Source organism: Variovorax sp. Soil_C_12, assembly GCF_057657375.1.
In genome coordinates, this window is record NZ_JBDGIO010000008.1 from 50,723 (window position 1) to 74,368 (window position 23,646).

The 23,646-nt window shown below is 67.4% G+C and carries 26 protein-coding genes; 21 read left to right on the forward strand and 5 right to left on the reverse strand.

Annotation, left to right across the window (positions count from 1 at the left end; genetic code table 11):
• Position 1: 1 nt before the first annotated feature.
• Positions 2–1,054: a S1C family serine protease gene (locus AC3A6X_RS21635; protein ID WP_487844141.1), complete on the reverse strand. Its 1,053-nt coding sequence runs from the start codon at positions 1,052–1,054 to the stop codon at positions 2–4.
• Positions 1,055–1,490: 436 nt separating this feature from the next.
• Here AC3A6X_RS21635 and infA point away from each other — a divergent pair, with 436 nt between their 5' ends.
• From infA to AC3A6X_RS21655, 4 genes are all read left to right on the forward strand, one after another.
• Entirely contained in the window at positions 1,491–1,760 is a 270-nt protein-coding gene (gene infA / locus AC3A6X_RS21640; protein ID WP_086920445.1) for a translation initiation factor IF-1, read from the forward strand.
• A gap of 11 nt (positions 1,761–1,771) precedes the next feature.
• Positions 1,772–3,175, forward strand: coding sequence for an ATP-dependent RNA helicase DbpA (dbpA, locus tag AC3A6X_RS21645; RefSeq protein ID WP_487844142.1), 1,404 nt, complete (start codon positions 1,772–1,774; stop codon positions 3,173–3,175).
• 34 nt (positions 3,176–3,209) lie between these two features.
• Entirely contained in the window at positions 3,210–3,380 is a 171-nt protein-coding gene (locus tag AC3A6X_RS21650; RefSeq protein WP_487844143.1) for a hypothetical protein, read from the forward strand.
• 68 nt (positions 3,381–3,448) lie between these two features.
• Complete coding sequence (locus AC3A6X_RS21655) at positions 3,449–3,772, forward strand: hypothetical protein (protein WP_487844144.1); 324 nt, start codon at positions 3,449–3,451, stop codon at positions 3,770–3,772.
• Between the two features lie 13 nt (positions 3,773–3,785).
• Here AC3A6X_RS21655 and AC3A6X_RS21660 read toward each other — a convergent pair whose 3' ends face one another.
• Complete coding sequence (locus tag AC3A6X_RS21660; RefSeq protein WP_487844145.1) at positions 3,786–4,022, reverse strand: hypothetical protein; 237 nt, start codon at positions 4,020–4,022, stop codon at positions 3,786–3,788.
• Positions 4,023–4,258: 236 nt separating this feature from the next.
• On the opposite strand from AC3A6X_RS21660, the gene AC3A6X_RS21665 reads away from it, so the two are divergent.
• From AC3A6X_RS21665 to AC3A6X_RS21680, 4 genes are all read left to right on the forward strand, one after another.
• On the forward strand, positions 4,259–5,287 hold the full coding sequence (locus AC3A6X_RS21665; protein ID WP_487844146.1) for a Bug family tripartite tricarboxylate transporter substrate binding protein: 1,029 nt from the start codon (positions 4,259–4,261) through the stop codon (positions 5,285–5,287).
• A gap of 96 nt (positions 5,288–5,383) precedes the next feature.
• Positions 5,384–5,905 carry a tripartite tricarboxylate transporter TctB family protein gene (locus AC3A6X_RS21670; RefSeq protein ID WP_487844147.1) on the forward strand — a complete coding sequence of 174 codons (522 nt, stop codon included), beginning with the start codon at positions 5,384–5,386 and terminating at the stop codon, positions 5,903–5,905.
• Positions 5,906–5,926: 21 nt separating this feature from the next.
• The gene (locus AC3A6X_RS21675; RefSeq protein ID WP_309959574.1) at positions 5,927–7,456 is read left to right on the forward strand and encodes a tripartite tricarboxylate transporter permease; all 1,530 of its coding nucleotides are present in this window, start codon (positions 5,927–5,929) and stop codon (positions 7,454–7,456) included.
• A gap of 30 nt (positions 7,457–7,486) precedes the next feature.
• Positions 7,487–8,323 (forward strand): cytidylate kinase family protein, encoded by an 837-nt coding sequence (locus tag AC3A6X_RS21680; protein ID WP_487844148.1) that lies wholly within the window; start codon positions 7,487–7,489, stop codon positions 8,321–8,323.
• Position 8,324: 1 nt separating this feature from the next.
• Here AC3A6X_RS21680 and AC3A6X_RS21685 read toward each other — a convergent pair whose 3' ends face one another.
• Positions 8,325–8,933 (reverse strand): Crp/Fnr family transcriptional regulator, encoded by a 609-nt coding sequence (locus tag AC3A6X_RS21685; protein ID WP_487844149.1) that lies wholly within the window; start codon positions 8,931–8,933, stop codon positions 8,325–8,327.
• Positions 8,934–9,154: 221 nt separating this feature from the next.
• On the opposite strand from AC3A6X_RS21685, the gene oxc reads away from it, so the two are divergent.
• The 10 genes from oxc to pyk all read left to right on the forward strand — a co-directional run bounded on the left by oxc (position 9,155) and on the right by pyk (position 19,812).
• Complete coding sequence (gene oxc / locus AC3A6X_RS21690) at positions 9,155–10,948, forward strand: oxalyl-CoA decarboxylase (RefSeq protein WP_487844150.1); 1,794 nt, start codon at positions 9,155–9,157, stop codon at positions 10,946–10,948.
• 25 nt (positions 10,949–10,973) lie between these two features.
• Positions 10,974–12,236, forward strand: a complete 1,263-nt coding sequence (frc, locus tag AC3A6X_RS21695; protein ID WP_487844151.1) for a formyl-CoA transferase — start codon at positions 10,974–10,976, stop codon at positions 12,234–12,236.
• A 21-nt stretch (positions 12,237–12,257) separates the two neighbouring features.
• Entirely contained in the window at positions 12,258–12,698 is a 441-nt protein-coding gene (locus AC3A6X_RS21700; protein WP_487844152.1) for a PAS domain-containing protein, read from the forward strand.
• Positions 12,695–13,942, forward strand: a complete 1,248-nt coding sequence (gene frc, locus AC3A6X_RS21705; RefSeq protein WP_106558871.1) for a formyl-CoA transferase — start codon at positions 12,695–12,697, stop codon at positions 13,940–13,942. The genes AC3A6X_RS21700 and frc (AC3A6X_RS21705) overlap by 4 nt, the downstream gene beginning before the upstream one ends.
• 225 nt (positions 13,943–14,167) lie before the next feature.
• A complete protein-coding gene (locus AC3A6X_RS21710) occupies positions 14,168–14,458 on the forward strand; it encodes a hypothetical protein (RefSeq protein ID WP_487844153.1) in 291 nt (96 codons plus the stop codon).
• A 31-nt stretch (positions 14,459–14,489) separates the two neighbouring features.
• Positions 14,490–15,656, forward strand: a complete 1,167-nt coding sequence (gene sucC, locus AC3A6X_RS21715) for an ADP-forming succinate--CoA ligase subunit beta (RefSeq protein ID WP_487844154.1) — start codon at positions 14,490–14,492, stop codon at positions 15,654–15,656.
• A gap of 1 nt (position 15,657) precedes the next feature.
• Complete coding sequence (gene sucD, locus AC3A6X_RS21720; RefSeq protein WP_487844155.1) at positions 15,658–16,557, forward strand: succinate--CoA ligase subunit alpha; 900 nt, start codon at positions 15,658–15,660, stop codon at positions 16,555–16,557.
• A 7-nt stretch (positions 16,558–16,564) separates the two neighbouring features.
• Entirely contained in the window at positions 16,565–17,338 is a 774-nt protein-coding gene (locus AC3A6X_RS21725; RefSeq protein ID WP_487844156.1) for a fumarylacetoacetate hydrolase family protein, read from the forward strand.
• A gap of 33 nt (positions 17,339–17,371) precedes the next feature.
• Positions 17,372–18,382 (forward strand): 2-dehydropantoate 2-reductase, encoded by a 1,011-nt coding sequence (locus AC3A6X_RS21730; RefSeq protein ID WP_487844157.1) that lies wholly within the window; start codon positions 17,372–17,374, stop codon positions 18,380–18,382.
• Positions 18,383–18,393: 11 nt separating this feature from the next.
• Positions 18,394–19,812 (forward strand): pyruvate kinase, encoded by a 1,419-nt coding sequence (gene pyk, locus AC3A6X_RS21735; protein ID WP_487844158.1) that lies wholly within the window; start codon positions 18,394–18,396, stop codon positions 19,810–19,812.
• Positions 19,813–19,848: 36 nt separating this feature from the next.
• Here pyk and AC3A6X_RS21740 read toward each other — a convergent pair whose 3' ends face one another.
• The gene (locus AC3A6X_RS21740; protein ID WP_487844159.1) at positions 19,849–20,169 is read right to left on the reverse strand and encodes a type II toxin-antitoxin system RelE/ParE family toxin; all 321 of its coding nucleotides are present in this window, start codon (positions 20,167–20,169) and stop codon (positions 19,849–19,851) included.
• Positions 20,166–20,459, reverse strand: coding sequence for a YlcI/YnfO family protein (locus tag AC3A6X_RS21745; protein WP_487844160.1), 294 nt, complete (start codon positions 20,457–20,459; stop codon positions 20,166–20,168). Before AC3A6X_RS21745 ends, AC3A6X_RS21740 begins: the two co-directional genes overlap by 4 nt.
• A gap of 164 nt (positions 20,460–20,623) precedes the next feature.
• Here AC3A6X_RS21745 and AC3A6X_RS21750 point away from each other — a divergent pair, with 164 nt between their 5' ends.
• From AC3A6X_RS21750 to AC3A6X_RS21760, 3 genes are all read left to right on the forward strand, one after another.
• Positions 20,624–21,553, forward strand: a complete 930-nt coding sequence (locus AC3A6X_RS21750) for a LysR family transcriptional regulator (RefSeq protein WP_487844161.1) — start codon at positions 20,624–20,626, stop codon at positions 21,551–21,553.
• Positions 21,554–21,722: 169 nt separating this feature from the next.
• Complete coding sequence (gene oxlT, locus AC3A6X_RS21755) at positions 21,723–23,048, forward strand: oxalate/formate MFS antiporter (RefSeq protein ID WP_487844162.1); 1,326 nt, start codon at positions 21,723–21,725, stop codon at positions 23,046–23,048.
• A 94-nt stretch (positions 23,049–23,142) separates the two neighbouring features.
• Complete coding sequence (locus AC3A6X_RS21760; protein ID WP_487844163.1) at positions 23,143–23,514, forward strand: hypothetical protein; 372 nt, start codon at positions 23,143–23,145, stop codon at positions 23,512–23,514.
• Positions 23,515–23,646 lie beyond the last annotated feature (132 nt).

Consider the following 23,646-nt stretch of genomic DNA (forward strand, 5'->3'; position numbering starts at 1 on the left):
GTCAGATCCCCGCCGGCTTGCGCAGCGTCTTCATGCGGTCCACCGCATGGATGCGGACCTTGCGCGTCTCCGAGCCCTGCTGCACCGTGAGCTCCACCTCGGCGTCGGGCGCGGCCCGCTTCCAGAGCTGCTTGTAGAAGGCCTCCAGCGTGGCCACCTGGATGCCGTCCACCTCCAGCACCACGTCCCCCGGCTGGAGCCCGGCGGCCAGCGCCGGCCCCTGACGGTCGACCCGCACGATCTGCACATGGCCGTCGCGCTCCGAGGACGAGAGGCCCAGCCAGGGCCGGACGCTGGCGCGCGTGTGGCCGGTGGCCTGCATCTCGTCCAGCACCGGGCGCAGTAGCTCGACCGGCACGAACATGTTGCCCGGGATCATCCGCGGTTCCTGGCCCTCTGCCGCCTTCTCCAGCACGAACAGGCTGCCGATGCCCAGCAGCTCGCCGTGCCGGTTGAAGAGCGGTGCCCCGCTGTGGTTGGGAACCGGCGGACTCGTGAAGAGGGCCGACTCGATGTGGTACTCCCAATAGCCCGAGAAGGGCCGCACGGCCAGCAGTCGGGTGAAGCCCACCTCGGTGCCGCTGTTGCTGCCGGTGGCGACCAGCAGCGGCTCGCCGGGGGCCAGGCCGCTCACGCCCGCGAAGGGCACCGGCGTGATGCCGCGCAAGGGCACCAGCGGCCGCAGCAGGCCGAAGCCGGTCGCCAGGTCGTAGGCGACCTGGCGCGCGGGCAGGGTGCGGTCGTCCTGCGTGATGACCTCGATGGTCTCGGCCTCGAGCAGCAGGTAGCCGATGGTGAGGATCAGCCCGTCGGACCCGATCACCACGCCGGAGCCGGAGCGCCGCGCGCCCAGGCTGTCGGCCGAGGTCGCGCCCTCGGTCACGGTGACGCGCAGGGCGACCACCGCGTCGCCCGCACGCTGCAGGGCCTGGACCTGGGCATCGGGCCGGGGCGGCGAGGCGGCCAGGGCCAGCGGGACGGCGGCAAGCAGGAGCAGCCAGAAGATCCCGGCGACCAGCATCTGGAGCCGGCGGGACGATGCTCGTTCTTTCATGGCCGCGCTCCTTGGAACGATGGTTGATGCGATGGTGCGCCGCAGCCCGGGCGCTCGCAAGCGCGTTTCGCGATGTCGTTCCGGCGGCCATGGGCTTTGGCTCTGGCCGTGACCGCGTCGAGCAACAGTCATGCCAGTCCGGTTAGAATGCGGGGTTCGCTTCGATAGTCGACGGAGCATTTCGTCACTCCCCGGCCGACCTGGGTTCCTCAGGCTCTCTTTCGGCCGGCTCACGCAGTGTGTTGGTGCACCAGGCCGGGTGCCCATGAATGCCGCCACTGCCTTCGTACTCCATTGAAGCGAATAGAGCGCGCTGTCCGCTCCGGTGGGCGCCATATCCGGCGGGCCCGCGCCCTTCTCATTATTTCGGCGCAAGGCGGTGTCGCCTTGCGCAGGCGCCCGATTCGAATCATCCACGCAACATTCAGAGGTCCTCATGCCCAAGGAAGAACTGATAGAAATGAACGGTGCAGTCACCGAAGTGCTGCCCGACTCCCGCTACCGCGTGACCCTGGACAACGGTCATCAACTGATCGCCTACAGCGGCGGCAAGATGCGCAAGCACCACATCCGCATCCTGGCCGGCGACAAGGTGTCGCTGGAGCTCTCGCCCTACGACCTGACCAAGGGCCGCATCACCTTCCGCCACCTGGAGCGCCGCGGCCCGCCGCCGACCGGGGGCAACAACAACGGCCCGCGCCGCTGAGCAGCGCCGCCGTGACCGGTCCCGCCGTCGACTTCTCGACGCTGCCGCTTTCGCCGCCCACGCTGGCGAACCTGCGGCAGCTCGGCTACCTGCAGATGACGCCGATCCAGGCGGCCAGCCTGCCGGCGGCGTTGGCTGGCACGGACCTCATCGCCCAAGCCAAGACCGGCAGCGGCAAGACGGCGGCTTTCGCACTCCCCCTGCTGGCGCGGCTCGACCCGCGCCGCTTCGCAATTCAGGCCCTGGTGCTGTGCCCGACGCGCGAGCTGGCCGACCAGGTGACGGCCGAGATCCGTCGCCTCGCCCGCGCCGAGGAGAACATCAAGGTGGTCACGTTGTGCGGCGGCGTCGCGCTGCGCGGGCAGTTGTCCAGCCTGGCACATGGTGCCCACATCGTGGTCGGCACGCCGGGCCGCGTGCTCGATCACCTGGAGCGCGGCAGCCTGCAGCTCGACGCCCTCTCCACGCTGGTGCTCGACGAGGCCGACCGCATGCTGGACATGGGCTTTCTCGACGACATCGCGACCGTCGTGCGCCAGTGCCCGAAGGAGCGCCAGACCCTGCTGTTCTCCGCCACCTATCCCGAGGGCATCGCCAAGCTCGCCGCGCAGTTCATGAAGAACCCGCAGCAGATCGCCGTGGCGGCGCAGCATGAGGAAGGCCAGATCCGCCAGCGCTGGTACGAGGTGAAGGACAGCGAGCGCCTGCACGCCGTCGGCCTGCTGCTGAACAGTTTCCGGCCGCAGAGCACGCTGGCCTTCTGCAACACCAAGCAGCAGTGCCGCGACCTGGCGCAGGTGCTCCAGGCCCAGGGCTTCAGCGCGCTCGCCCTGTTCGGCGAGCTCGAGCAGCGCGAGCGCGACCAGGTGCTGGTGCAGTTCGCCAACCGCAGCTGCTCGGTGCTGGTCGCCACCGACGTGGCGGCGCGCGGGCTCGACATCGCGCAGCTCGAAGCTGTGATCAATGTCGACGTGACGCCCGACGCCGAGGTCCATGTCCACCGCATCGGCCGCACCGGCCGCGCCGGCGCCGAAGGCCTGGCGCTCAGCCTCGCCAGCCTCGACGAAATGGGCCGCGTCGGCAAGATCGAGCAATTGCAGGGCCGCGAATGCGAATGGCATCCGCTGGCCGAGCTGGCCTCGGCCGCGAGCGATGCCGAAGGCCCGCTGCAGCCGCCGATGGCCACGCTGCAGATCACGGGCGGGCGCAAGGACAAGATCCGCGCCGGCGACGTGCTGGGCGCGCTGACCGGCGAGGCCGGCTTCACCCGCGAGCAGGTCGGCAAGATCAGCATCAACGAGTTCTCGACCTACGTGGCGGTCGACCGGCGCATCGCGAGCGAGGCCCTCCACAAGCTTTCGACGGGTCGCGTCAAAGGCCGGTCCGTCAAGGTCCGGCTGCTCGATGTGGCCTAATGTCGCCCTTTCCTCTTTTTTCACCGAGCCTTCCATGACCCAGAAGATCCGCACCGAGGCCGACCGCAAGGCCACCCCCCCGCCCGTTCCGATGTCCGGCTACACCCTGCCCAAGATGGGCGGCGGCCAGAAGGTGAGCCTGGAGCGCGGCACCGCGACCCGCAGCAAGAAGAACCCGGGCAAGCGGGCCAAGAAGGGCGGCTGAAGCCCATTGGCTTTTTTCTTCACACGAACGACGCGCCTACGGGCGCGTTTTTCTTGGGGCGCCAGCGCATGTCCGACGACTACCAGATCCACATCCCGCCTTCCTTCTTCGCGCTCTACACCGATGCGCGGCAGCGGCTGGCCGAACCCATCGCCACCGTGCGGGAGCGCTACGAGGTCTGCGAGGACCTCGCCAACCACCTCGTTGCGCACGCGCAGGTGCTCAACCATGTCGAGGTGCCGTCCGAAGTGGAGATCCTCACGCGCATTCATGACGGCCTGAGCACGCCCGAGGCAGGCGTGTCGGCGGCCGAAGCCCGCTGGATCGTCCGGCGGCTGGCGGAACTGCTCGGCTGGAACGGCGAACCCTTCGAGCACCAGCCCGCCGATTAGGGACTGGCCAGCCTCAGCGCAGCCCGATGCGCGAGGCGTGCCAGCGCAGCACCGCCGCACGCTGCGGGTCGGTGGCCTCGAGGCCGTTCGCGCGCTGGTGCAGCGCGCGCATCTCTTCGACTTCTTCGATGATCCTGCCGGGGCTGAACAAGGCGTCGAGCAGCACGCCGGCTTCGTCGGCCAAGGCCTTCAACGTGCCGATCAAGCCGCCGGATGCGCGCGAGCCTGACGAGCGTTCGAGGGCTGACATGCGGGAACTCCTGGATTGCGGATGGGATGGGGCGATCTTATAGGGTTTACCCGAGACTCCGCCTCGCCCCAAGACGCAAGCCCCTTCGCGCGCCCATCGCGGGCTAACCCGGATATGGAATCTTGGAAAAGTTGACCATGGTCAAGCCGCCTTTCGCGGCCGGCGCGCAGCATTGCCGCACTGGGATTTCGACTGCGATGCCAAGCAAGAAGAGCGCAGATTCAACAGGAGACAACATGATCGAAAGCATCTTTACGCGCGCCCGCACCCGCGGCACCCAAGCCCTGGCCGCCGCCCTGCTGGCCCTGGCCGGCACCACGCCCGCACTGGCCTGGGAGCCGACCAAGCCGGTGGAGTTCGTGATCCCCGCCGGCACGGGCGGCGGGGCCGACCAGATGGCGCGCCTGCTGCAGGGCATCATCATCAAGTACAAGCTGATGAAGGAGCCGCTGATCGTCGTCAACAAGTCGGGCGGCGCCGGCGCCGAAGGCTTCCTCGCGGTGAAGGAGGCCAAGGGCGATCCGCACAAGATCATCATCTCGCTGTCGAACCTGTTCACCACGCCCATGGCCACCGGCGTGCCCTTCAACTACAAGGACATGACCCCGGTCGCCATGCTGGCGCTCGACCAGTTCGTGCTGTGGACCAACGCCGAGCAGCCTTACAAGAGTGCCGGCGAGTACATCGCCGCGGTCAAGGCTGCGGGCCCGAGCAAGTTCAAGATGGCCGGCACCGGCTCCAAGCAGGAAGACCAGATCATCACCGTCGCGCTGGAGAAGGCCACCGGCACCAAGTTCATCTACGTGCCCTTCAAGGGCGGCGGCGAGGTGGCGGTGCAGCTGGTGGGCGGCCATGTGAACTCCACCGTCAACAACCCGATCGAGGCGGTCGCCCAGTGGCGCGCCGGCAAGCTGCGCGCGCTGTGCGTGTTCGACGACGAGCGCATGCCCTTCAAGGCCAAGGTCACCGACACGCAGTCGTGGAACGACATCCCGACCTGCAAGGAAGCCGGCGTGCCGACCAAGTACACCATGCTGCGCGGCATCTTCATGCCCGCCGGCGTGACGCCCGACCAGCTCGCCTTCTACGTGAACCTGCTGACCAAGGTGGCCGAGACGCCGGACTGGAAGGAGTACATGGAGAAGGGCGCCTTCAACCCGACCTTCATGACCGGCGACGCCTTCTCCAAATGGCTCGCCAGCGCCGAGGTCACGCACCGCACGCTGATGACCGAGGCCGGCTTCCTCGCCGCCAGCGCCAAGTAGCGACACCGAACGGCAGAGCGCCGCGCGCTCGCGCGGCTGGCTGGATGGCGGGACGCCCGCCAACGATCTTTTCTCGACACACACGATGGGGGCTCCATGGAGCACAACGAGAATTCCGACAGCGCGGTGCGCACCGGCGTGCGCACCAACATCGTCGAGGCGGTGGCGGCGGCCCTGCTGCTGATCATCGGCCTGGCCGTGGTCTTCGAGAGCCGCAAGCTGGGCGCGGGCTGGACCACCGACGGCCCCGGCGCCGGCTACTTTCCCTTCTACATTGGCGTGATCATCGTCGTCTCCGGTGCCGGCATCCTCTACCAGGCCCTGCTCGGCAAGAACCGGAACACCGAGGTCTTCGTCGATTCGGAACAGTTGAAGCGCGTGCTGTCGGTGCTGGTGCCGGCCACCGTCTACGTGCTGGCCGTCACCTTCCTGGGCCTGTACGTCGCCTCGGCCATCTACATCGCGCTCTTCATGGTGGTGCTCGGCAAGTACGCCTGGGTGAAGAGCGTGGCAATCGCGTTCGCCGTCAACGCGCTTTTCTTCCTCATGTTCGAAGTCTGGTTCAAGGTGCCGCTCTTCAAGGGCTCGCTCGATCCGCTTCGCTTCCTCGGTTACTGAACTTCACGGAGCGAACCCGAAATGGATGAAATCAGCGCCCTGCTGCAGGGCTTCGCCGTGATCCTGACACCCATGAACATCGTCCTGATGTTCGTCGGGATCATCCTGGGTGTGCTGATCGGCGTGCTGCCCGGGCTGGGCGGCGCCAACGGCGTGGCGATCCTGCTGCCCCTCACCTTCACGATGTCGCCGACCTCGGCGATCATCATGCTGTCCTGCATCTACTGGGGCGCGTTGTTCGGCGGGGCGATCACCTCCGTGCTCTTCAACATACCGGGCGAGCCCTGGTCCGTGGCCACCACCTTCGACGGCTATCCGATGGCCCAGCAGGGCAAGGCCGGCGCGGCGCTCACCACCGCCTTCACCTCCTCCTTCGTCGGTGCCTTCCTGGCGGTGGTGATGATCACCTTCCTGGCGCCGCTGGTGGCCAAGTTCGCGCTCAAGTTCGGCTCGCCCGAGTTCTTCGCGGTGTACCTGCTGACCTTCTGCAGCTTCGTCGGCATGGGCAAGGGCTCGCCCTTCAAGATCCTGGCCTCGATGGCGCTGGGCTTCGCACTCGCCAGCGTCGGCATGGACACCGTCACGGGCCAGCTGCGCCTGACCTTCGGCCAGCCCGAGCTGATGCGCGGCTTCGACTTCCTCATCGCGGTGATCGGCCTGTTCGGCATCGGCGAGATCCTGCTGTCGATGGAGGAGGGCCTCAAGTTCTCCGGCAAGAGCGCCAAGATCGATCCCAAGGTGGTGCTGCAGACCTGGAAGCAGCTGCCGCAGTACTGGGTCACCTCGCTGCGCAGCTCGCTGATCGGCATCTGGATGGGCATCACGCCCGGTGGCGCCACGCCGGCCTCTTTCATGAGCTACGGCCTGGCCAAGAAGATGTCGAAGAAGGGCCCCAAGTTCGGCACCGGCGAGATGGAGGGCGTGGTCGCGCCCGAGACCGCGGCGCATGCCGCCGGCACCAGCGCGCTGCTGCCGATGCTGGCGCTGGGCATCCCGGGCTCGCCGACCGCGGCGGTGCTGCTGGGCGGCCTGCTCATCTGGGGCCTGCAGCCCGGGCCGCTGCTTTTCGTCGAGCAGAAGGACTTCGTCTGGGGCCTGATCGCCAGCATGTACCTGGGCAACGTCGTCGGCCTGATCGTGGTGCTGAGCACGGTGCCGCTGTTCGCCTCGATCCTGCGCATTCCCTTCTCGATCATCGCACCGGTGATCATCGTGATCTGCGCGATCGGCGCCTACACCGTGCACAACGCGATGCTCGACATCTGGTTCATGCTCGGATTCGGCGTGGTCGGCTACGTCTTCAAGAAGCTGGACTTCCCGCTGGCGCCGCTGGTGCTGGCCCTGGTGCTCGGCGACAAGGCCGAGGACTCCTTCCGCCAGGCCATGCTGGTGTCGCAGGGCGACGTCGGAATCATGTGGTCGAACCCGCTGGTCGGCAGCATCACCACGCTGGCGCTGACCATGCTCTTCTGGCCGCTGATCTCGAAAGTGCTGGCGATGATCAAGCCAAAAAAAGCTGACGAGTTCGCTGCCGAGCGGCCAGTGGACTGACAGACTGACTCATTGCAAGGAGCCCAACACATGCCCGTGATCGCCATGACCCAGGAGATGGGTTCCCTCGCCAAGGACGTGTCGCTGCGGGTGGCCGACGCGCTCGGCCTGGCCGTGATGCGTCACGAGGCCATCGAGCGCGTGGCCGATCGCGCCCAGGTGTCGAGCAGCCTCATCGGCCGGCTGCGCGACGGCAAGGCCGGCCTGGTGGAGCGTCTGACCACGGACAGGCGCAGTGTTGCGCTCTACACCGCGGAGGAGGTGTTCTCCCTGGCCGATGCCGGCAACGTGGTGCTGCGCGGCTGGGGCGCGACCTGCCTGTTGCGCCCGGTGCCGCACGTGGTGTGCGTGCGCATCACGCGTCCCCTGAAGAAGCGGGTCGAATGGCTGATGGCCCACCTGGACACCGACGATGCGGAGTTCGCCGAGGCCGAGATCCGCCGCAGCGATCACGCGCATGCCGCGCGCATGCACGAGCAGTTCGGCGTCACCTGGGGCGACCCGGTGCTCTACGACCTGGTGCTCAACACCGATCGCGTGTCGGTCGACAGCTGCGTCGAGCAGATCCGGCGCATGGTCAACTGCCCGGAATTCGCCGAGACGCCCGCATCGCGCGCCCTGCTCGCCAGCATGGCGCTGGAGGCGCGCGTGCGTGCCGCGCTGAAGGAGCATGCCGACACGCGCGACACCAGCATCACGATCCATGCGAAGGAGGGCGCGGTGGCGCTGCGCGGCATCGTGCTCGACGCCGAGGAACGCGCGCAGGCCGAGAGCGTGGCCGCCGCGGTGCCGGGCGTTTCAGGCGTCGCCAACGAACTGAGGCTGATGACCAGCACGCGCCGCTTCGCCTCCGCGAAGCAGACCTGAGTCAGATCTTTCCGCGCTTCTTCAGGCGGCTCAGGGTTTCCGCCGAGAGGTTGAGGTACGACGCCAGTTCCTTGCTCGGAATGCGGTCCACCAGTTCCGGATGCTTGCGTATGAAGCGGTGCACTCGCCCCGGTGCGTCCAGCAGGTGCAGCGTGATGGTGTGCGCCATGATCTCGCTCATCCCGCGCATCACGCTGAACTCGAACAGCTCCTTGGCGGCCGGGCGGTGGTTGAGGAAGGCGATCCAATCCTTCAGCGGCAGGCTGGCGACCCGCGCCTTGGTCACGCAGACGATGCCGTAGGGCGTGGGCGTGCCCAGCCGCAGGGCGGCATAGCTGGTCTCCATATCGAACTCGTCGGCGAAGCGCAGGATCATCTCCTTGCCTTCCGGGTTGCTCACCACCCGCTTGAGGATGCCGTCGAGGATGAAGTACTGCTCCATCTCCCGCACGCCCTGGTGCAGCAGGAAGTCGCCCTTGTTGCCGTCCACGATGGCGAGGTGCGCCTCCAGCTCGGCGCGGTCGGATTCGCTCAGGTCCTTGAGCAGGATGTTCTGCCGCAGCTGCGCACGAATGATGTTCTTCTCCGGGTGGTGTTCCAACGAGGTCATGGGTTCGCGTCTAGCTCCGTTTCGCAACGATCAGTCCACTGAATCACTGAAATCGGATCGGTGCTGTCCACCTCACCGCCTATTTCAATGATTCAGCGGACAAGGGTCTTCGCGGGGTGTCGTTTTCCGGAAAGTTGACCCAGGTCAACGGCTGGCAGCCGGGGTCCAAATCATAGTCTGGGCACGGCCACCGGCCATTCCACACGATCAGAAGGAGAGACATGTCTTCAGTCATCACAGCCAGGCAGTCAGGCGCAAGCGCCGGCGACACGGCCGCACGCGCCCTTCACAGCGTCCCGCTCGACGACGCCGCGGAAGAACCCAAGCTCACCGACGGCTTCCACCTGGTCATCGATGCGCTGAAGCTCAACGACATCGACACCATCTTCGCCCTGCCCGGCATCCCGATCACCGACCTCACCCGCATGGCGCAGGCCGAGGGCATGCGGGTGATCTCGTTCCGCCACGAGCAGCACGCCGGCAACGCGGCCGCGGCCGCCGGCTTCCTGACGCAGAAGCCCGGCATCTGCCTCACGGTGTCGGCGCCCGGCTTCCTCAACGGCCTGACGGCACTGGCCAACGCCACCACCAACTGCTTCCCGATGATCCTGATCAGCGGCTCCAGCGAGCGCGAGATCGTCGACCTGCAACAAGGCGACTACGAGGAGATGGACCAGCTCGCGATCGCCAAGCCGCTGTGCAAGGCGGCCTTCCGCGTGCTGCATGCCGAGGACATCGGCGTGGGCATCGCGCGGGCGATCCGCTCGGCGCTCTCGGGCCGCCCGGGCGGCGTGTACCTGGACTTGCCGGCCAAGCTGTTCGCGCAGACCCTGGACGCCGCGGCCGGCAAGAAGTCGCTGATCAAGGTGGTCGACCCGGCCCCGCGCCAGATCCCGGCCGCCGACGCGGTGAAGCGCGCACTCGAGCTGCTCAAGGGTGCGAAGAAGCCGCTGATCCTGCTGGGCAAGGGCGCGGCCTACGCGCAGGCCGACGCCGACATCCGCGCACTGGTCGAGAAGACCGGCATCCCCTACCTGCCGATGTCGATGGCCAAGGGCCTCTTGCCCGACACCCATGCGCAGTCGGCCGCCGCCGCACGCTCCTACGTGCTGCAGGAGGCCGACGTCGTGCTGCTGGTCGGCGCGCGCCTCAACTGGCTGCTGTCGCACGGCAAGGGCAAGACCTGGGGCCAGGAGAAGGGCGCCAAGCAGTTCATCCAGATCGACATCGCGCCGACCGAGATCGACAGCAATGTCGCGATCGCCGCGCCGGTGATAGGCGACATCGGCTCCTGCGTGGCGGCGCTGCTCGCGGGCATCGACGGCAAGTGGGCCAAGCCCCCGGCCGAATGGACCGGCGCCATCGCCGAGCGCAAGGACAAGAACCTCTCGAAGATGGCAGCCACGCTGGCCGCCCGGCCCTCGCCGATGAGCTTCCAGAGCGCGCTCAGCGTGATCCGCGACCAGGTCAAGGCGCGGCCCGATGCGATCGTGGTCAACGAAGGCGCCAACACCCTGGACTTCGCGCGCAGCATCGTCGACATGTACGAGCCGCGCAAGCGCCTCGACGTGGGCACCTGGGGAATCATGGGCATCGGCATGGGCTTCGCCGTCGCCGCGGCCGTGGTCACCGGCAAGCCGGTGATCGCCATCGAGGGCGACAGCGCCTTCGGCTTCAGCGGCATGGAGGTCGAGACCATCTGCCGCTACAACCTGCCGATCTGCGTCGTCGTCTTCAACAACAACGGCGTCTACCGCGGGACCGACGTGAACCCCAGCGGCAGCGCCGACGTGGCGCCGACCGTCTTCGTCAAGAACGCGCGCTACGACAAGCTGATGGAGGCCTTCGGCGGCGTCGGCGTGCACGCCACCACCGCCGACGAGCTGGAGAAGGCCCTGAACGAGGCCGTCGCCTCCGGCCGTCCAACCCTGATCAACGCCGTGATCGACGAGACCGCCGGCACCGAAAGCGGCCGCATCACCAGTCTCAATCCGAGCACGGCGAAGAAGAAGTAATCCCAGGCAAACCAGGAGCTATCACATGAGCAGCAGCAACAAACCACTCAACGGCATCAAGATCATCGACTTCACCCACGTCCAGGCCGGTCCCGCGTGCACGCAGATGCTGGCCTGGTTCGGAGCCGACGTCATCAAGGTCGAGCGCCCGGGCTCCGGCGACGTCACGCGCACGCAGCTGCGCGACATTCCGGATGTCGACGCGCTGTACTTCACCATGCTCAACAGCAACAAGCGCTCGCTGACGCTGGACACCAAGCAGCCCGAGGGCAAGGTCGTGCTGGAGAAACTGATCCGCGAATCCGACGTGCTGGTCGAGAACTTCGGCCCCGGCGCGCTCGACCGCATGGGCTTCACCTGGGAGCGCATCCAGGAGCTCAACCCCAAGATGATCGTCGCCTCGGTCAAGGGCTTCAGCGACGGCCACCACTACGACGACCTCAAGGTCTACGAGAACGTCGCGCAGTGCGCGGGGGGCGCTGCCTCGACCACCGGCTTCTGGGACGGCCCGCCGACGGTGAGCGCCGCCGCCCTGGGCGACAGCAACACCGGCATGCACCTGGCGATCGGCATCCTCACCGCCATCATCGGGCGCCAGCAGACCGGCAAGGGGCAACGCGTGGCCTGCGCGATGCAGGATGCGGTGCTGAACCTCTGCCGCGTGAAGATGCGCGACCAGCTGCGCCTGGACAAGCTCGGCTACCTGGAAGAGTATCCGCAGTACCCGCACGGCACCTTCAGCGACGTGGTCCCGCGCGGCGGCAATGCCGGCGGCGGCGGGCAGCCGGGCTGGGTGCTCAAGTGCAAGGGCTGGGAGACCGACCCCAACGCGTACATCTACTTCACCGTGCAGGGCCACGCCTGGGCGCCGATCTGCGACGCCATCGGCAAGCCCGAGTGGAAGACCGACCCCGACTACATGACCGCCAAGGCGCGCCAGCCGCACATCACCCAGATCTTCGCCACCATCGAGGACTGGCTGGCCGACAAGACCAAGTTCGAGGCCGTGGACATCCTGCGCAAGTTCGACATCCCCTGCTCGCCGGTGCTGACGATGAAGGAGCTGCTGCACGACGAATCGCTGCGCAAGAGCGGCTCGATCGTCGAGGTGAAGGGTCACAAGGAGCGCGGCAACTATTTCACCGTCGGCAGCCCGATCAAGTTCTCCGACCTGAAGCCCGAGATCACCCCTTCGCCGCTCTTGGGCGAGCACAGCGAGGAGGTGCTGGCCGAGCTGGGATACTCGAAGGACCAGATCGCGAACCTGCGCGAAGCCAAAGCCATCTGAGGCCGGAAAGGGAGAGGCGCCTTGCAATCGAACGTTGACCTGAAGCAGCTTGTCGAAGGCGCCGGCGATGCCATCATGGTGTGCGACGCCGAGGGCGCGATCGTGCTCTGGAACGCGGCCGCAGAGCGCATCTTCGGCTTCACCGAAGCCGAGGCCCTGGGACGCTCGCTGGACCTGATCATTCCCGAGCGCCAGCGCGGGCGGCACTGGGACGGTTATCGCACCACCATGGCCACCGGCATCACCAAGTACGGGGCCGACCTGCTGCGCGTCCCGGCGCTGCACAAGGACGGGCGCACGCTGTCGATCGCCTTCACCGTCTCGATGCTGTTCTCCGAGGATCGGAAGGTGACGGGCATCGTCGCGTTCGTGCGCGACGAAACGGCCCGCTTCGCCGAAGATCGCAAGCTGCGCGCTCGGCTGGCGGAAGCCGAGGCCCGGATCAAAGGAGACACACGATGAGCAAGGCCCTCGAAGGCGTCCGCATCCTGGACTTCACCCATGTGCAGTCCGGCCCCACCTGCACCCAGCTGCTGGCTTGGTTCGGCGCCGACGTGATCAAGGTCGAGCGCGCCGGCGAAGGCGACGCGACGCGCGGCCAGCTGCGCGACATCCCCGGCGTGGACAGCCTCTACTTCACGATGCTGAACCACAACAAGCGCTCGATCACGCTGGACACCAAGAAGCCCAAGGGCAAGCAGGTGCTGGACACGCTGATCAAGACCTGCGACGTGCTGGTCGAGAACTTCGCGCCCGGCGCGCTCGACCGCATGGGCATCACCTGGAGCCATATCCAGGACCTCAACCCGCGCATGATCGTGGCCTCGGTCAAGGGCTTCGGACCCGGCAAGTACGCCGACTGCAAGGTCTACGAGAACGTCGCCCAGTGCGCCGGCGGCGCCGCCTCGACCACCGGCTTCGAGGACGGCCCGCCGGTGGTGACCGGCGCGCAGATCGGCGACAGCGGCACCGGCCTGCACCTGGCGCTCGGCATCATGGCGGCGCTCTACCAGCGCAACACCACCGGGCGCGGCCAGAAGGTGCTGGCGCCGATGCAGGACGCCGTGCTCAACCTCTGCCGCGTGAAGATGCGCGACCAGCAGCGGCTGGAGCGCACCGGCACGCTGCACGAGTACCCGCAGTATCCGGACGGCAAGTTCGGCGATGCGGTGCCGCGCGCGGGCAACGCCTCGGGCGGCGGCCAGCCGGGATCGATCCTGCGCTGCAAGGGCTGGGAGACCGATCCCAACGCCTACATCTACTTCATCACGCAGGGGGCCGTGTGGCCGGCGGTGTGCAAGGTGATCGGGGAAGAGGGCTGGATCGAGGACGAGGCCTACGCCACGCCGGCCGCGCGCCTCTTGCACCTCAAGCCCATCTTCGCGCGCATCGAGCAGTGGACCATGACCAAGACCAAGTTCGAGGCCATGGACATCCTCAACCAGTACGACATCCCCTGCGGGCCGATCCTCTCGATGAAGGAGATCGCCGCGGACGAGTCGCTGCGCGAGAGCGGCACCATCGTCGAGGTGGACCATCCGGCGCGGGGCAAGTACCTGACGGTGGGCAATCCCATCAAGCTGTCGGACAGCCCGACCGAGGTGACGCGCTCGCCGCTGCTCGGCGAGCACACCGAGGAAGTGCTGCGGCAACTCGGCTACGGCACGGATGACCTGGCGATGCTGAAGGCAGAAGGCGTGATCTGAGGCCACGGGCCCTGCCTTCCGCAGGGCCTGCGACCACGGAAAGCCACGCCCCCGATGCATAACTCATAGCGAATGATTTTAATAAAATACTTTCACTATTAATTATTGATCGATCCCCCTACATTTTGAATGCGCCGAGCGAAATCAGTTGAAAACGCAGCGGCATTCAATTTGAAGGAGAAGCACATGGTCAATGATTTGCCAATTCAATATCGGAACGATGAAGTGGAACGGAACGCCTACAACGCGGCCTTCTATGAATTGGGCTTCAGGTGGCATTGGGACAGCCACACCTATGACGAACTGCTGGGCGCCAGCCAGGATGCGGGGGAGCGCATCTGCCACTACCTGCAGACCCGCCAGCCGCATCTCCTGAAGGCCTACGACGCGGCCTTCCTGGTCGAGGTCATCCAGCAGAAAAAGGCCAAGCACATCGAGCGCTGCGCCGCACCCGGCGCGGCGGCCTCCCGGTATTTCGATTGGGCCCAGGCGCACGCCAGCGAGCTGGGCGTCTGAAATTCGAATTAACCCGGCCGGCCTGAATGCCATGAATATCCACGAATACCAGGGCAAGGAGATGCTGCGCAAATACGGCGTGGCGACGCCCCGCGGATTCGTCTGCCTTTCCTCCGACGAGGCGGCCGAGGCGGCCCTGCAGCTCGGCGGCGAGGCCTGGGTGCTCAAGGCGCAGATCCACGCCGGCGGGCGCGGCCAGGGCGGCGGCGTGAAGGTGGCGCGGTCGATCGCGCAAGTGCGGCAGCACGCCGGCCGGCTGCTCGGCATGCGCCTGCGGACGCCGCAGACCGGCCCCGAAGGGCGGCTGGTGAAGCGGCTGCTGGTCGAGGAGGGCGCCGACATCGGCCGGGAGTTCTACCTGGGCCTGGTGGTGGACCGCGAGGCGCAGCGCGTTGCCTTGATGGCCTCGAGCGAGGGCGGCGTGGACATCGAGACGGTGGCGGCCCATTCGCCGGACAAGATCCACAAGCTCTGCATCGACCCGGGCGCGGGTCTGCGCTCCGCCGAGGCCGATGCGGTCGCGCGCGGCATCGGAATGCCGGAGAAGGCGATCCCGCAGGCGCGTGCCCTGATGCAGAACCTCTACCGCGCGTTCGACGAATGCGATGCCTCGCTGGCCGAGATCAACCCGCTGGTGCTGACCGGCGACGGCCGCGTGCTCGCGCTCGACGCCAAGTTCGATTTCGATGCGAACGCGCTCTTCCGCCATCCGGAGATCGCCGCGCTGCGCGACCTCGACGAGGAGGACCCGGCCGAGGTCGAGGCCTCGAAGTTCGAGCTCTCCTACATCCCGCTGGACGGCAACATCGGCTGCCTGGTCAACGGCGCCGGCCTGGCGATGGCGACCATGGACGTCATTCGCCTCTACGGCGGCTCGCCCGCCAACTTCCTCGACGTGGGCGGCGGCGCGACGGCCGAGAAGGTGACCGAGGCCTTCAAGCTGATGCTGCGCAACCCGCGGCTCGCGGCGATCCTGGTCAACATCTTCGGCGGCATCATGAAATGCGACCTGATCGCGCAGGGCGTCATCGCCGCCGCGCGCGAGGTCGGGCTCAAGGTGCCGATGGTCGTGCGCATGAAGGGCACGCGCGAGAAGGAGGGCCGGGCCCTGCTCGCGCAGTCGGGTTTGCCGATCGTGAGCGCACACGACATGGCGGACGCGGCCGAGCTGGCGGTCGCTGCCGCAAGGAGCCGATGAGATGTCGATCCTCGTCAACCGCAACACCCGCGTGATCACGCAGGGCATCACCGGAAAGACCGCGCGCTTCCACACCGCGATGTGCCGGGAGTACGGCAACGGCAGGAAGTGCTTCGTCGCCGGCGTGAACCCGCACAAGGCCGGCGAGTCGCTGGACGGCATCCCGGTCTACGGCACCGTCCGGGAGGCGAAGGAGCGCACCGGCGCGACCGTCTCGGTGATCTACGTGCCGCCGCCCTTCGCGGCTGCGGCCATCGACGAGGCGGTCGATGCGGGGCTCGACCTGGTGATCTGCATCACCGAGGGCATCCCGGTGCGCGACATGATCCGCACCCGCCACCGCATGCAGGGCCGCAGGACCCTGCTGCTGGGCCCCAACTGCCCGGGCCTGATCACGCCCGACGAGATCAAGATCGGCATCATGCCGGGCCACATCCACCAGCGCGGCCGCATCGGCGTGGTGTCGCGCTCCGGCACCCTGACCTACGAGGCCGCCAGCCAGCTCGCGGCCTTCGGCATCGGCCAGTCGACGGTGGTCGGCATCGGCGGAGACCCGGTCGGCGGGCTCGCGCACATCGACGTGCTGAAGCTCTTCAACGACGACCCGCACACCGACGCCGTGGTCATGGTCGGCGAGATCGGCGGCGACGCCGAGGAGCGCTGCGCGCGCTGGATCAAGGAGCACATGCGCAAGCCGGTGGTGGGCTTCATCGCCGGCGCCAGCGCGCCGCCGGGCAAGCGCATGGGCCATGCGGGCGCCATCGTCTCCGGCGGCCGGGGCACGGCGCAGGCCAAGCTGGCGGTGATGAAGGAATGCGGCATCCACGTCACGCGCAATCCCGCCGACATCGGAAAGCTGCTCGCATCGCTCGTCATTCCGGATTACCTACCTTTCGACTGAAAAAGACATGCAGCAATCGCAACGATGGATCCGCTTCGAACGCGCCGGCAAGGCGGGCTTCGGCACGCTGGACGGCAAGCATGTGCGCGAGCACCGCGGCGACATGTTCGCCGCGCCCGAGCCGACCGGCAGCGTGTTCGCGCTGGACGAGCTCAGGCTGCTCACGCCCACCCAGCCCACCAAGGTCATCGCGCTGTGGAACAACTTCCACGCGCTCGGCGAGAAGCTCCAGCTGCCGGTGCCGGCCGAGCCGCTGTACCTGCTGAAGGCGCCCAACTCCTTCCACGCCGCCGGCGAGCCCATCCGCAAGCCGCTGTGTGAAGGCAAGGTGGTGTTCGAGGGCGAGCTCGGCATCGTCATCGGCAAGACCTGCACGGCGGTGCCGGAGGACCAGGCGCTCGACCATGTGTTCGGCTACACCTGCGCCAACGACGTGACGGTGGCGGACATCCTCAACCGCGACGCCTCCTTCGCCCAATGGGCGCGCGCCAAGGGCTTCGACACCTTCTGCCCGATGGGCCCGGTGGTGGCCACGGGCCTCGACCCCGCGACGCTCACCGTGACCACGCTGCTCGACGGTGCGGCGCGCCAGCACTATCCCATCAGCGACATGCGCTTTTCGGTGCAGCAGCTGGTCAGCCTGATCTCCGCCGACATGACGCTGCATCCCGGCGACGTGATCCTGTGCGGCACCTCGGTCGGCGTCGGCTCGATGAAGCCCGGCAGCCTGGTCGAGGTCGAGATCAACGGCATCGGCAGGCTGAGCAACCGCTTCGGCTAGCGCCACAGAGATTCAACACTTCCAAGGATCGACATGAAGATAGCAGTCATAGGCGCCGGCGCGATCGGCGGCCTGGTCGGAGCAAAGCTCGCGCTGGCCGGCGAGGACGTCAGCTTCATCGTGCGGGGAGCGAACCTCGATGCCATCGCGACGAACGGCATCCGGCTTATCTCCGCCGAGGGCGAGGAGCAGGTGGCGCGCAACGTGAAGGCCACCGACCGCTACGACCAGGCCGGCCCGCAGGACATCGTCATCCTCGCGATGAAGGCGCATCAGGTCGAGGCCGTGGCGAACGAGGTGGCCAAGCTCTTCGGGCCCGAGACCGTGGTGGTGACGATGCAGAACGGCATTCCCTACTGGTACTTCCACAAGCACGGCGGGCCGCTCGCAGGGAGCACGGTGAAGAGCGTCGATCCGCATGGCGTGGTCGCCGCCAAAATTCCAGCCGAGCGGGTCATCGGCTGCGTCGTCTACCCCGCCTCGGAGCTGGTGGCGCCGGGCGTGGTGAAGCACATCGAGGGCGACCGCTTCCCCGTCGGCGAGCTGGATGGCAGCTCGAGCGATCGCGTCCAGCGCGTCTCGGCCTGCTTCGGCGAGGCGGGCTTCAAGGCGCCCGTGCTCGACAACATTCGCGCCGAGATCTGGCTCAAGCTGTGGGGCAACCTCACCTTCAATCCCATCAGCAGCCTGTCGCATTCCACGCTGGTCGACATCTGCCAGTACCCGCCCTCGCGCGAGCTCGCCGCCGCGATGATGCGCGAAGCGCAGGCGGTCGCGCACAAGCTGGGCATCGAGTTCCGCGTGTCGCTGGACAAGCGCATCGCCGGTGCCGAGAAGGTGGGCAAGCACAAGACCTCGATGCTGCAGGACGTGGAGGCCGGGCGCGCGCCCGAGATCGATGCGCTGGTCGGCGCCGTGGTCGAGCTGGCCCGGCTCACCGAGACCCCGACGCCGCACATCGACACCGTGTACTCGCTGGTCAAGCTGCTGGCGCGCACGATGGAAGACCAGCGCGGCCGGGTGCGTCTGCACGAGATGGCCTGAAGGCGTTTGGCATGAGACGCACCCGCCACGCTCGCATCGTCGCCACGCTCGGCCCGGCCAGCTCGGACGAGGCTGCCATCCGCGCCCTGTTCGAGCGCGGCGTGGATGTGTTCCGGCTCAACTTCAGCCACGGCACGCAATCCGACCATGCGCGGCGGCTGGAAACCATCCGTGCGCTGGAGCAGGAGTTCGGCCGCCCGATCGGCGTGTTGTTGGACCTTCAGGGCCCCAAGCTGCGCCTCGGCACCTTCGAAGGCGGCCGCGTGCAGCTTGAGGCCGGCGCGCGCTTTCGCCTCGACATGGAGCGCACGCCGGGCGATGCGCGTCGCGCGCCGCTGCCGCACCCGGAGATCTTTGCCGCGCTGCAGGACGGCACCGAGCTGCTGCTCGACGACGGCAAGCTGCGGCTGGGTGTGGAGCGCCATGGCGCCGACTTCGCCGAGACTACCGTGCTCGTCGGCGGGCCGATCTCGGACCGCAAGGGCGTCAACGTGCCCAGCGTGCTGCTGCCCCTGTCGCCGCTGACGCCCAAGGACCGCGACGACCTCGACTTCGGCCTTGCACTGGGCGTGGACTGGGTGGCGCTGTCCTTCGTGCAGCGGCCCGAGGACATCGAGGAGGCGCGCGCCCTCATCGGCAGCCGCGCCTGGATCATGGCCAAGCTCGAGAAGCCGGCCGCGATCGAGCACCTGGAGGGCATCGTCGCGCTGTCCGACGGCATCATGGTCGCCCGCGGCGACCTCGGCGTGGAGCTGCCGCCCGAGCAGGTGCCGCAGCTGCAGCGCCGCATCGTGCGCGCCTGCCGCCAGGCCGGCAAGCCGGTGGTGGTGGCGACGCAGATGCTCGAATCGATGATCGCCGCGCCGGTGCCCACGCGCGCCGAGGTGTCCGACGTCGCGACGGCCGTGTACGACGGCGTGGATGCGGTGATGCTGTCCGCCGAGTCGGCGTCGGGCCGATACCCGCTGGAAGCGGTCGCGATGATGGACCGCATCATCGCCCGCGTGGAGGCGGACCCTTCCTACCGCAGCGGCATCGACGCCACGCACGCCGCGGCGCAGGCGACCACCGCCGACGCGGTTTGCGCCTCGTTGCGCGACGTCGCCGCGCTGCTCGCGCCGGCTGCCACCGTGACCTACACCTCCTCGGGCTTCACCAGCCTGCGCGCGGCGCGCGAGCGGCCCGCGGTGCCGATCCTGAGCCTCACGCCCGACATCGTCAGCGCGCGCCGCATGGCGATGGTGTGGGGCGTGCATGCGGTGCTGGTCGACGACGTTCGCGATGTCGCGGAGATGATCGAGTGCGCATGCCGCACTGCGCACGCCGAAGGCTTCGCGAATCCCGGTGACCACGTCGTGGTCGTCGCCGGCCTGCCCTTCGGACAATCCGGAACCACCAACCTGCTGCACGTCGCACGCATCCCGCGTTGAGGCCGGCGTGACCTCGTCACGGCGCAACTGAGTTCTTCAGTGGTAGTCGTCTTCGAGCTGATGTCGAACGGCCAGGATGTTGATGGTCGTTCCATCTTCAATCTCGTAGAGGACGACGTATCCAGAGCTGCGGAAAGGCATGACCAGTTCTCGCAGGAAAGGGCTTTGGCCGGCCTTCCGAAAAATAAAGGGAGCGCGGCTCAGGTGGCTTTCGACCTCTGTGGTGATGGTGTCGATCGCGATTTGCGCAGCGTCGAAATCTTCGGCGGTCTGGGCACGGTGGAGCAAGAAATCGAAGAGACGGAGCAGATCGTCGCGGGCGGTGTCGGTGTAGCGAACCTCGAAGTCACCCTTCATCCAAGCACCTGCTTGCGCCGGGCATCGAGCCTGCGCTGAAGCTCCCCGTGCACAGCCGTCGCTGAGTGGTACATGCCGGTGCGCTCGGCGTCCTCGCTCGACTTCAAGCCGCGAGCAAGGAACTCAGCCTGCATCCGGCGGCGGTGAATGGTCTCGCGCATCGCCGTTTCGATCAGGCTCGTCAGCGTCTCGCCTTCACGAAGTACGCTCTCGGCCGCCTCGCGCAGTTCGGCCTCGACTCGAAGGGATGGGAAGGTTGCGGTCTTCATGATGATGGCGGTGCGTTGCAAATGCGATTCGATGAGTGTACCGATGTTCTCCCCAGCAAGTACACATCGCGGGTGTCGGTTTGAGCCGGGTCACGTTCCTGGTGCGATGGATGCAGTCTTGGGCGGCCGAATTCAAATGCAGTCCCCCCCACATCTAGGCGCGCTGGCACCCTTACATTTCCCGAATGAAGAACGCGACCCTGCGCCAGTTGAAGGTCTTCGAGGCGGTCGCGCGGCTCCTGAGCTTTTCGCGCGCGGCCGAGGAGCTCCACCTCACGCAGCCGGCCGTCTCGACCCAGATCCGCAAGCTCGAGGAGCATGCCGGCAACGTGCTGTTCGAGCAGTTCGGCAAGAAGATCTACCTGACGCCGGCCGGCACCGAGCTGCTCGGGATCAGCCGCGCCATCATCCAGCAGTTCGAGACAGCCGAGCATGCGATGACGCAGTTCCAGGGCGTCTCGGGCGGCCGGCTCAACGTGGGCGTGATCAGCGCGGGCGACTACTTCTTTCCGCGCCTGCTGGTGGAGTTCGCCGGCCGCCATCGCGGGGTGACGCTGAACTTCACCGTCCACAACCGCGAGGGCCTGCTGACGCACATCGCCGAGAACCTCACTGACCTGGCGATCATGGTGCGGCCGCCCACCGGCATGGACACGGTGCACCAGGCCTTCGCACCGCATCCGTACGTGATCGTCGCGGCGCCGGACCATCCGCTGATCGGCGCGAAGAGCATCCCACTGGCCACGCTGATGCGCGAGCGCTTCGTCGTGCGTGAGAAGGGGTCCGACACCTGGCACTCGATGGAGGAGGGCTTCGGCGGCGACCTGCGCGGCCTCAACATCGCAATGGAGATCCGCAGCACCGAGACCATCAAGCAGGCGGTGATCGCCGGCATGGGCGTGAGCTTCCTGTCGGCGCACACCATCAGCCAGGAGCTGCGCGCCGGCAGCCTGCGCGTGCTCGACGTGCAGGGCTTTCCGCTGATGCTGAACTGGTACGTGGTGCACCTGCGCACCAAGCGCCTGCCGCCGGTGGCGCAGGCCTTCAAGGACTTTCTGGTGAGCGACGGCGCGGGGCTGATTGCGCAGATCGTGCCGCTCGACTCGACGCACTAGCGGCGACACACAGGGAATACCACGAGGATCCGGGCGCCCGCGATTCGCGTGAAGTTGACGGAGGTCAAGAGCAATTGCGCGGCTGCGTCCGACAGTCGCTTTCACGCTCTCAAAGATCGGCCCGATGTTCCGAAGTCGTCGGGCCTGAACCACAACACCAGGAGACTCCATGACTCGGCCAACGCTTTCGATCGCCGCTTCTCATCCGGCGATCCCCTCGCAAGATGACACCCCGCTTGCGGCAACGACCCGATCGCAGACCTACCGATGGGGCCAGCTGCTGATCGGCATCGTGTGCATGGCGATGATCGCCAACCTGCAATACGGCTGGACTCTCTTCGTCAACCCGATCGCCGACAAGCACGGCTGGAGCCGCGCCGCGATCCAGGTGGCGTTCACGATCTTCGTGCTCACCGAGACCTGGCTGGTGCCGATCGAGGGCTACCTGGTCGACCGCTTCGGCCCGCGCCCGGTGGTGCTGGTGGGCGGCGTGCTGTGCGGCCTCGGCTGGGTGCTCAACTCGGTGGCCGCCTCGCTGCCGATGCTCTACATCGCCGCGGCGATCGGCGGCATCGGCGCCGGCGCGGTCTACGGCACCTGCGTGGGCAATGCGCTGAAGTGGTTTCCCGATCGGCGCGGCCTCGCGGCCGGCATGACCGCGGCCGGGTTCGGCGCAGGCTCGGCCATCACGATCATCCCGATCTCCGCGATGATCCATTCGCACGGCTACGAGGCGGCCTTTCTCTACTTCGGCATCGGCCAGGGCCTGATCGTCTTCCTGCTGGCCTGGGCGCTGACCCGGCCGCCCGAGCATGCGAAGGCTTCGGGCACCCGCAACGTGCAGCAGTCCCAGCGCGACTACGCGCCCTCCGAGGTGCTGCGCTCGCCGGTCTTCTGGGTGATGTACGCGATGTTCGTGATGGTGGCGGCCGGCGGCCTGATGGCCACGGCCCAGCTCGCGCCGATCGCCCAGGACTTCAAGATCATCGACGTCCCGGTCAACATCATGGGCCTGGTGCTGCCCGCGCTGACCTTCGCGCTGGCCATCGACCGCGTGCTCAACGGGGTGACGCGGCCCTTCTTCGGCTGGGTCTCCGACAAGATCGGACGCGAGCAGACGATGTTCATTGCCTTCGCGCTGGAATCGGTGGGCATCCTGATGCTCTACCACTACGGCCACAACCCGATCCTCTTCGTTGTGCTGACCGGCATCGTGTTCTTCGCCTGGGGCGAGATCTACAGTCTGTTCCCCTCGACCTGCGCCGACACCTTCGGCGGCAGGTACGCGGCCTCCAACGCCGGCATGCTCTACACCGCCAAGGGCACGGCCTCGCTGCTGGTGCCGCTGTCCAGCGTGCTGGCCGCGGCCACCGGCAGCTGGCAGGCGGTCTTCATCGTCGCCAGCGCAGTCAACCTGATCGCGGCGCTGATGGCGTGGTTCGTGCTGCGTCCGATGCGCCGCCGGCATATCGAGCGCAGCCGGCAGCACGCCTAGTCTGGGCCTTTTAGCGCAGGCCGAGGCGCGAGGCGCGCGACCGCAGCCAGGTGGCGCGCGCCGCGTTGCCGGGCTCGACGCGAATCGCGGCGAGGTGCAGGGCACGCATCTGCCCGACTTCCTCGATGTGTATGTCGACTGGGGGCCGGAGTTCGCGGCGCAGCACGGCCTCGCCTTTCCCGAGCTGTCCAGTACGGCCGTGATGGCAGGGCTCGGGCCGCTGGGGCGCGAGTACCTGCTGACCGCCGGCGGCACCTGCTACTTCCGGCTCGACGTGGTGCGCGGGCATCCGGAATCGGGCCAGCTGAAGCGGGTGCCCGGCACGTCGGAGTTTCTCTACCCGGCCTGTGCGGTGTATGCGGTGGGCGCCGATCCGCGCATCGTCGAGCCCGCGCTGGAGGGCCTGCGGCGGGTGACGCGCGCGGAGCCCCGATCGATCCAGAGCCCTGTTTCCCCTCGAAATTGACCGGGGTCAAGGGCCGGCCGGGCCGATTCATCGACATTGCCTCTGTCATGAATCCTCAAACGACACCGAGACACCACGCAGCCGCAGAAGCGGCCGAGGCGCGGTCGATTGCCTGCGCGAATGGCTTCATTC